Annotated in this window: 8 protein-coding genes; 3 read left to right on the top strand and 5 right to left on the bottom strand. The window is 61.1% G+C overall.

Features of this window, described 5'->3' with window-relative positions; translation table 11 throughout:
- Positions 1-187 precede the first annotated feature (187 nt).
- Positions 188-526: a P-II family nitrogen regulator gene (locus EN991_RS13145; protein WP_006205430.1), complete on the top strand. Its 339-nt coding sequence runs from the start codon at positions 188-190 to the stop codon at positions 524-526.
- A 65-nt stretch (positions 527-591) separates the two neighbouring features.
- A complete protein-coding gene (gene glnA / locus EN991_RS13140) occupies positions 592-2,001 on the top strand; it encodes a type I glutamate--ammonia ligase (protein ID WP_013531452.1) in 1,410 nt (469 codons plus the stop codon).
- A 737-nt stretch (positions 2,002-2,738) separates the two neighbouring features.
- Here glnA and EN991_RS13130 read toward each other — a convergent pair.
- Positions 2,739-3,779 carry a glutamine synthetase beta-grasp domain-containing protein gene (locus EN991_RS13130; protein WP_013531450.1) on the bottom strand — a complete coding sequence of 347 codons (1,041 nt, stop codon included), beginning with the start codon at positions 3,777-3,779 and terminating at the stop codon, positions 2,739-2,741.
- A 316-nt stretch (positions 3,780-4,095) separates the two neighbouring features.
- On the opposite strand from EN991_RS13130, the gene EN991_RS13125 reads away from it, so the two are divergent.
- Positions 4,096-4,293, top strand: a complete 198-nt coding sequence (locus EN991_RS13125; protein ID WP_063168063.1) for a DUF2735 domain-containing protein — start codon at positions 4,096-4,098, stop codon at positions 4,291-4,293.
- 96 nt (positions 4,294-4,389) lie between these two features.
- Here the strand turns inward: EN991_RS13125 and EN991_RS13120 are convergent, their stop codons facing one another.
- The 4 genes from EN991_RS13120 to EN991_RS13105 form a co-directional block, all read right to left on the bottom strand.
- Positions 4,390-6,279, bottom strand: coding sequence for an MFS transporter (locus tag EN991_RS13120; protein WP_127368908.1), 1,890 nt, complete (start codon positions 6,277-6,279; stop codon positions 4,390-4,392).
- A 190-nt stretch (positions 6,280-6,469) separates the two neighbouring features.
- A complete protein-coding gene (locus EN991_RS13115; RefSeq protein ID WP_127368907.1) occupies positions 6,470-7,258 on the bottom strand; it encodes an ATP12 family chaperone protein in 789 nt (262 codons plus the stop codon).
- A gap of 11 nt (positions 7,259-7,269) precedes the next feature.
- Positions 7,270-8,187, bottom strand: coding sequence for a DMT family transporter (locus EN991_RS13110; protein ID WP_127368906.1), 918 nt, complete (start codon positions 8,185-8,187; stop codon positions 7,270-7,272).
- A gap of 2 nt (positions 8,188-8,189) precedes the next feature.
- Positions 8,190-8,761: RluA family pseudouridine synthase (locus EN991_RS13105; protein WP_164769019.1), on the bottom strand; the 572-nt coding region annotated here is incomplete at its 5' end.

Raw genomic sequence — 8,761 nt, 5'->3', positions numbered from 1 at the left:
GTGTAGGCTCTGGCAGTCTATGCCGCTTCCGGTGCAGCGAATGACGCGAATTTGCATCCCGGTGCGGCGCGGCTTTGAAATCTTATGAGACCGCTTAGAATCCGCTGAATTGGCACAGTTCGTGCTTGATGGAGGCGCAAGCGGGGGGTCACAACCCGTTTTTTTGGCAGTGGAGGCCACTTTTTACATGAAAAAGATCGAAGCGATCATCAAGCCATTCAAGCTCGACGAAGTGAAGGAAGCGCTTCAGGAGGCCGGACTGCAAGGCATCACCGTCACCGAAGCAAAAGGCTTCGGTCGTCAGAAGGGCCACACCGAACTCTACCGCGGCGCCGAATATGTCGTCGACTTCCTGCCCAAGGTGAAGATCGAGGTCGTGCTTGGCGACGACGCGGTCGAAGGTGCGATCGAGGCCATCCGCAAGGCGGCCCAGACCGGCCGTATCGGCGACGGCAAGATCTTCGTTTCCAATATCGAGGAAGTCGTGCGTATACGCACCGGCGAAACGGGCATGGACGCGGTCTGACCGACCGCGCCATCCTCCCGAAAAACGTCATCATCAAAAAAAGTCATCACACAGGGATACATGACATGACGACAGCCAAAGACATCATGAAGCAGATCAAGGACAACGACGTGAAATTCGTCGACCTGCGCTTCACGGACCCGAAGGGCAAGCTGCAGCACGTGACGATGGATGTCATCGAGGTCGAGGAAGACATGTTCGCCGATGGCGTGATGTTCGACGGCTCGTCGATTGCCGGCTGGAAGGCCATCAACGAGTCCGACATGGTGCTGATGCCCGATCCGGAAACGGTCCACATGGACCCGTTTTTCGCGCAGTCGACCATGGTCATCCTGTGCGACATCCTCGATCCGGTTTCGGGTGAATCCTACAACCGCGATCCGCGCGGTACGGCCAAGAAGGCCGAGGCCTACATGAAGGCCGAAGGCATCGGCGACACCATCTTTGTCGGCCCGGAAGCCGAGTTCTTCGTGTTCGACGACGTGAAGTACAAGGCCGATCCCTACAACACCGGATTCAAGCTCGACTCCACGGAGCTGCCGTCGAACGACGACACCGACTATGAGACCGGCAATCTCGGCCACCGTCCGCGCATCAAGGGCGGCTACTTCCCGGTGCCGCCGATCGACAGCGCACAGGACATGCGCTCGGAAATGCTGACCGTGCTCGCCGAGATGGGCGTGCGCGTCGAAAAGCATCACCATGAGGTGGCGGCGGCTCAGCACGAACTCGGCATCAAGTTCGACGCGCTGGTGCGCAACGCCGACAAGATGCTGATCTACAAGTATGTCGTCCACCAGGTCGCCAACGCCTACGGCAAGACGGCAACCTTCATGCCGAAGCCGATCTTCGGCGACAACGGCTCGGGCATGCACGTCCACATGTCGATCTGGAAGAACGGCAAGCCGACCTTCGCCGGCAATGAATACGCCGGTCTGTCGGAAAGCTGCCTGTTCTTCATCGGCGGCGTCATCAAGCATGCCAAGGCGATCAACGCCTTCACCAACCCGCTGACCAATTCCTACAAGCGCCTGGTGCCGGGTTACGAAGCGCCGGTTCTGCTCGCCTATTCGGCGCGCAACCGCTCGGCGTCCTGCCGTATCCCGTTCGGCTCGTCGCCGAAGGCCAAGCGCGTCGAGGTCCGCTTCCCCGATCCGGGCGCGAACCCCTACCTCGCCTTCTCAGCGCTGCTGATGGCCGGCCTCGACGGCATCAAGAACAAGATCCATCCCGGCCAGCCGATGGACAAGGATCTCTACGACCTGCCGCCGAAGGAGCTGAAGAAGATCCCGACCGTCTGCGGCTCGCTGCGTGAAGCCCTGCAGAGCCTCGACAAGGACCGCGGCTTCCTGAAAGCCGGCGGCGTCTTCGATGACGACCAGATCGACAGCTACATCGAGCTGAAGATGGCCGAAGTGATGCGCTTCGAAATGACCCCGCATCCGGTCGAGTACGACATGTACTACTCCGTCTGAGATTCAATCTCGGTCCAAGATTAGCTATAATGCTCAAGCCCTTGAAAGACGTCCCTCTTTCAAGGGCTTTTTGCTGCGCTCCAATAGGATTGCCAGCCGACCGGCATGCCTCGCCTGCACGGCAGCCGCGCATGGACAGCCGTATCCGCCTTTCGTCTTCGACGATCATAGGATGCCCGGATTCTTGGACCTACGGTCCATCGGAGCGGCCGGCTTTTGAGCGCGTCGCTTCAATCACAACTCGGCGGTGTTCAGTAAATGATCAAGGGAGGCGGTTCGGCCGCCAACGTCGGAGCCAGGAGCGAGCGGAGCACTGTCTCAGGCTACAGTGACCGCTCGTCCGGCGCCCACGCCAATGCCGCCGTTCAAGAAAACCCCGCCCGTCCGAACAGCATTGCGTGACGTAACCCCAAGGCCCGCGAATACGCATGCCGTAGCGTGATCTGTCAACGCCACCAGCCGGGTGGCGAATGACCGATTCCGTTGTATGAACAGATGCTTATGGAAGATCCATCGCCCCGGACAAGGGCTGGAAAAGGCGGTTTTCCGGGCTTTCTGGCGAGTGATCGCCGCAGACTCGCACGGCTGCGGCCGGAACTCACGGGCGATTAGCGACCGCCGGAACTGCCTGACTTTTTCTGGGTATGTTTTACCGGGAATGCAGTCCGCCGGGTAACGGCCAAAAAAGAACCCCGGCGCGAAACGCCGGGGTCCTCTTGTCATACAGTCCGAAACACTTACGCGGCGGCTGAAACCTGAGCGCTTGCCGGAACCGAGGCGATCGTCTTCAGGATTTGCGAGGCGATCTGGTAGGGGTCGCCCTGCGAGTTCGGACGGCGGTCTTCCAGATAACCCTTATAGTCGCTCTTGATGAAGGAATGCGGCACGCGGATCGAGGCGCCACGGTCGGCAATGCCATAGCTGAACCGGTTCCACGGCGCGGTCTCGTGCTTGCCGGTCAAACGCTTGTCGTTGTCCGGGCCGTAGACGGCGATGTGATCCATCAGGTTCTTGTCGAAGGCCGCCATCAGCGCTTCGAAATAGGCTTTGCCGCCGACTTCGCGCATATAGGCGGTCGAGAAGTTGGCGTGCATGCCAGAGCCGTTCCAGTCTGTGTCTCCGAGCGGCTTGCAGTGGTATTCGATGTCGATGCCGTATTTCTCGGTCAGGCGCTGCAGGAGGTAGCGGGCCATCCACATCTGGTCGGCGGCCTTCTTGGAGCCCTTGCCGAAAATCTGGAATTCCCATTGGCCTTTGGCCACTTCGGCGTTGATGCCTTCGTGGTTGATGCCGGCGGCGAGGCAGAGGTCGAGATGCTCCTCGACGATCTGACGCGCGACGGAGCCGACATTGGAATAGCCGACGCCGGTGTAGTACGGGCCCTGGGGTGCGGGATAGCCGCTCTCGGGGAAGCCGAGCGGGCGACCGTCCTTGTAGAAGAAATATTCCTGCTCGAAGCCGAACCAGGCGCCCTCGTCATCGAGGATGGTGGCGCGCTTGTTTGAGGCATGCGGCGTGACACCATCGGGCATCATGACTTCGCACATGACCAGCACGCCGTTGGTGCGGGCGGGATCCGGATAGACCGCAACCGGCTTCAGCACGCAATCGGAGCTGTGCCCTTCGGCCTGCTGGGTCGAGGAACCATCGAAGCCCCACAGCGGCAGCTGCTCGAGTTCAGGGAATTCGGCGAATTCCTTGATCTGCGTCTTGCCGCGAAGGTTGGGGACCGGGGTATATCCATCGAGCCAGATATACTCGAGCTTGTATTTCGTCATTCTAGCCTCTCGTTGCTTGATCACCGAACACTGAACGGCGTCGACATGCGTCTGCCGTCAGCAGCTGGCCTGCCGCACACTTAAAATGCAATTCGTGTGCCATTCTTGGTCCGGAGGGTGCGACAAAATTGACGCGGCATCCACCGGAAGTCGGTGAGCCGCCTAAGCAATGCGCCCGGATCCATCACGGTCCTTATTTGCACAAATAGTGTGCAAATGCTGATCTTTTCATAGGCATATTGCCTAACTTGATTGCAGACCTTATCTTCGGGCCAAGTTGAATCGAAAAGGTTCGGCGGAAGAAAGGAACCCGGCAATGGAAGTCATTTCCACACGACCGTCGGCCAAAATTTTGATGTTCCCGGCGGCAGCACGCCTCTCTGCCTCAAATTTGAGCGGAAAGGCTAAGTTTGCGGCAGAGCTTGCCTCGCTGCGTGGTGCCCGCGCGGATTTCGGCGACGGCTGGTACCATGAGGCAGCCATCGAGGAAGAGGCCCGGGGCCGCAAGAGCTGACACAAAGGGCAGCAGCCCTCGCCAACGAATTGGCCTGAAAAGAAAAAGCCCGGCGCGATCGTTCGCGCCGGGCTTTCTTTTGAACGCTGGGGCTGCCTACTCCTTGGCGTGCAGGTCGGTGCCGAGCGTATCCTTGACGAAGATCATGCCGATGACCAGCGTTATAGCCGCGATCACCACCGGGTACCAAAGGCCATAGTAGATGTCGCCTTTGTAGGCGCTGAGCGCGAACACGGTTGCCGGCAGCAGGCCGCCGAACCAGCCATTGCCGATGTGATAGGGCAGCGACATGCCGGTGTAGCGAATGCGGGTCGGGAACATTTCGACCAGGATCGCCGCGATCGGCCCGTAGACCATGGTCACGAACAGCACCAGGATGAACAGGATGCCGATCGTCATTGGCCAGTTCACTGCTGCAGGATCGGCGAACATGGCGAACGCGCCGCCGCCTGGAATGTTGTAGACGGTGACTTCGGGTGCGCCCGCTGCCTCATCGGTGGTCAGCAGCTTGTCCTTGACCGCCTGGTCGATCGGCACCGTCGCCTTTTCACCGGCACGGATGGCAGCGGCGTCCAGCTTCAGTTCCGGGTTGGCGGCAACAAACGCATCGAGCTTCTGGTCCGCAACCGTGGCTGCCGCGCGCTTCAGCGGATAGCCGCCGTCCTGCAGCGACATATTGACGGCCTTGATGAAGGCCGCCTCCTTGGCCTTGGCCTGATCACCGGCGGCGATGGCGTCATAGGACTCGACCGTCTCGTTGCCGATTTTGACAGATGCGGGTGTGCCGGCGGCAGCCGTCGACACCACGTCATAGGGAACCGAGTTCTTGGTCAGGAACGAAGTCGCGATATCGCAGGATGTCGTGAACTTCGCCGTGCCAACCGGATTGAACTGGAATTTGCAGTCGCCCGGCGCCGCGGTCACCGTCGCCCTGGTGTTCTGCTGCGCCGTGGCGAGTGCCGGATTGGCAGCCCATGTCAGTGCCTTGAACAGCGGGAAGGTGCAGACAATCGCCAGCGCAAGGCCCGCCATGATGATCGGCTTGCGGCCGATCTTGTCGGAGAGCCAGCCGAAGACGACGAAGAAGATCGAACCGACCGCCAGGGCGACCGCGATCATGATGTTGACCGACTGCGCGTCGACCTTGAGCACGTTGGTCAAGAAGAACAGCGCGTAGAACTGGCCATTGTACCAGACCACGGCCTGACCGGCTGTGAGGCCGAGCAGCGCCAGCAGTGCAATCTTGGCGTTCTTCCATTGGCCGAAGGCTTCCGTCAGCGGCGCCTTGGAGCCCTTTCCCTCATCCTTCATGCGCTGGAAGGTCGGGGATTCGGAAAGCGAAAGCCGAATCCAGATCGAGATGCCGAGCAGCAGAAAAGACACGATGAACGGAATACGCCAGCCCCAGGCAGCATAGTTTTCCTTGCTCAATGAAGCCTGTACGATCAGGATCACAACCAGCGACAGGAACAGGCCGAGCGTCGCGGTGGTCTGGATCCACGAGGTGTAGTAGCCGCGCCGGTTGTCCGGCGCATGTTCGGCGACGTAAGTGGCCGCGCCGCCATATTCGCCACCCAGAGCCAGGCCCTGCAGCATGCGCAGGATGATCAGGATCACGGGAGCGGCGATGCCCAAAGTGGCATAGCCGGGCAGCAAGCCGACCAGGAAGGTCGATAGGCCCATGATCGTCATGGTGACAAGAAAAGTATATTTACGGCCGACAAGGTCACCGATGCGGCCGAACAGCAGTGCGCCGAACGGGCGCACAAGGAAGCCTGCGGCGAAAGCCAACAGCGCGAAAATGTTGCGGGTCGCTTCCGGAATGGCTGGGCTGAAAAAGGTCGAACCGATGAACACCGCCAGCGAGCCATAAAGATAGAAATCATACCATTCGAAAACGGTGCCGAGCGAGGAAGCGAAGATGACTTTCTTCTCTTCCCGCGTCATGCCGCGGCTTGTTCCGCCGGCGGTCGATGCTATTGCCATTGCGTTATCCTCCCGTGAGACCCGTTCTCAATGCTGCGCGACACTGTCCGCGTTCTCCTCCGAGCACGGACTCAACGACAGCCATTCGGGAAAAATGACAGAAAGCGCCCGCCAAAGGCAGCGCGTCTTTGGGATTATGACTTTGGTATTAGGTGCGCTGCGGGATGAAACCGGGCGAGTTGGGAAACCCCTAGCCCTTGAGCGCTTGCAGCAGGCCGGCGGCAGCCATCATGTCGCGCTTGCGAGCCGCGCGGCGGGCAACGGCCTCCGCATCCTGCCCCCAATGCTCGATCTGCCAGTCCTCGTCGACATGAGCAGCGGCCCAGGCAGCCTCAGCGTCGATCTCGCCGAAATCGACAGCCAGCGCCAGCAGCGCCGAACCGGTCAGCGACGTCATCACATGGATGGCGGCGAGCCGCAGCGGCTCGGCGCGCTGGGCAAGATGGCTGCCCAGCACGGCGATGGTCTCGCGCGGCTGCTCGACATGGATGATGCCCTCGGCCAGATTGAAACGTGCTCCGAGTGTCCTCGCCCAGTCGATCACCGGATCCCAATGCTGATTCTGCCGCTCCACCAGCCCTTGCGGTGCGTCGGCGCGATAGCAGGTGAGATCGGATGAGGCAAAGCGCAGGATATCCTCCAGCACCGCCTGCGGGTCGCTGGCAACGCCATCGATGGCCGTGTTGACGAGGCGCATCACCGGCATCTTCACCGGATCGATGGTCTCGCTTTGGGCGGCGAACTCGTCGGCGACGAGCGCGGCTGCTGCCTCGGTCGGCAGCACCAGCAGCGCCTTGCCCGGCGTCCGCACCGGCTTGCCGTCGAGATGCACGGCAAAGCCATTGTCGACAGGTGCCACAGAGGCGGCGTTGTAGAAGCGCTTGGGCAGAGGCGTCTTCATCTGGATCTGGGCGCGGCGCACAGGATCCGGGTCGGAGAGATACTTGCCCGCTTCGAGGTCGTTGAGGATGTCACGCATGAAGGTCTCTCTTACACCGGCGTCAGCTTGCGCGCCGGCCGGTTGACGATGATCAGGCCGGCGGCAATCAGGCCAAGTGCCAGGAAAATGCGCATGGTCAGCGGCTCATTCAAGAACATGGCTCCGCACAGCACGCCGAAAACCGGCGACAGGAAGGTGAAACTGGACAAGCCTGACGCCGAATACCGCCGCAGCAGCCAGAACCACAGCACATAGGTGAAGGCGACGATGTAGACCGCCTGGAAAAGCAGCGCCAAGGTCGGCAGCACGGTCGGGTCGCGAACGGGCGGGCCGGCGAGAGGCAGCACCAATACGCCCACGATCGCTGCCCCGGCGAGCTGGTAAAGCAGAAGCTTCTCGGCGCTCGCCTCGACCAGCTTCGAGCGCTTGATGAGGATGTTGGTCAAAGCCCAGAAGAATCCGGAGCCAAGGCTCAGCAGATCGCCGAACAGCATGTCTCCGCCGCCGCCAAGCTTGTCGGAAAACACCGCGGCAAGGCCGGCAAAGGCCAGCAGCAGGCCAAGGAATTTTCTCAACGTGATCTGCTCGCCGAGCAGGAAATGGCCGCCGAGCAGCATCCAGAACGGCATGGTGTTGACCAGCAGCGTGTTGCGGGCAACGGTCGTATGCTCCAGGCCGACATAGAGGCAAAGGAACTCGATGCCGAAAAGCGCGCCAACCAAGATGCCGGCGAGCAAGGTCCCGTCGCGCGTGAAAAGCGCGATGCCGCGCCACCGGCACCAGGCAAAGACACACATGCCGCCGATGATCGAGCGCGCGATCGACAGGAAAACCGGATCATAGCCAGCATAGGAGATCTTGGCGGCGACGTAATTCAGCCCCCAGGAAAAGGTCAGCCCGACCATGATCGCGGCGGCGGCCAGGTCGACCGTGTCGCGCCGGTCGAGCGCGTCGGTGGCGCCGCTCACGATCAGTCCTCCGCGCTGGCGTCGTCGAAGCCGATCAGGTTCCAGCTCTGGCGCATATGCGGCGGCATTGGCGCCGTGACATCGATGACGCCCTTGTCGGGATGCGGAATGATGATGCGGCGGGCGTGCAGATGCAGGCGGTTTTGAATGCCCCCGGGAAAGTCCCAGTTGGTGTCGGCCTCGAAATATTTCGGATCGCCCAGGATCGGGCAGCCGATGTAGGCGGCATGGACGCGAAGCTGGTGGGTGCGGCCCGTATAGGGCTCCATTTCAAGCCAGGTCATCGTCTGCGCCGCCTGCTCGATGATGCGGTAGTAGGACACAGCGTGGTCGGCGCCCTTTTCGCCATGCGCGGCGACCCGCACGCGGTCACCGTCCGGCGTCGGCTCCTTGATCAGCCAGGTCGAGATCTTGTCCTCGCGTTTGGGCGGCACGCCCTTGACCAGCGCCCAATAGGTCTTCTTGGTCTCGCGGGCGCGAAACGCTTCCGAGAGCTTCATGGCGGCCAGTCGGGTGCGGGCGACGACCAGCACGCCCGAAGTGTCGCGGTCGAGCCTGTGAACCAGTCTGGGCT

This window comes from Mesorhizobium sp. M7A.F.Ca.US.005.03.2.1 (assembly GCF_003997795.1).
In the GTDB taxonomy this organism is placed as follows: Bacteria; Pseudomonadota; Alphaproteobacteria; order Rhizobiales; family Rhizobiaceae; genus Mesorhizobium; species Mesorhizobium ciceri.
Note: the sequence above shows the minus strand (reverse complement) of the source record. Positions and strands in the feature narration are given on the sequence as shown.

Bases quoted from the DNA above. Each gene is read 5' to 3' on its own strand.
- glnA (WP_013531452.1), top strand. From the start codon at position 592: ATGACGACAGCCAAAGACATCATGAAGCAGATCAAGGACAACGACGTG.
- EN991_RS13125 (WP_063168063.1), top strand. From the start codon at position 4,096: ATGGAAGTCATTTCCACACGACCGTCGGCCAAAATTTTGATGTTCCCG.
- EN991_RS13115 (WP_127368907.1), bottom strand. From the start codon at position 7,258: ATGCGTGACATCCTCAACGACCTCGAAGCGGGCAAGTATCTCTCCGAC.
- EN991_RS13130 (WP_013531450.1), bottom strand. From the start codon at position 3,779: ATGACGAAATACAAGCTCGAGTATATCTGGCTCGATGGATATACCCCG.
- EN991_RS13145 (WP_006205430.1), top strand. From the start codon at position 188: ATGAAAAAGATCGAAGCGATCATCAAGCCATTCAAGCTCGACGAAGTG.
- EN991_RS13120 (WP_127368908.1), bottom strand. From the start codon at position 6,279: ATGGCAATAGCATCGACCGCCGGCGGAACAAGCCGCGGCATGACGCGG.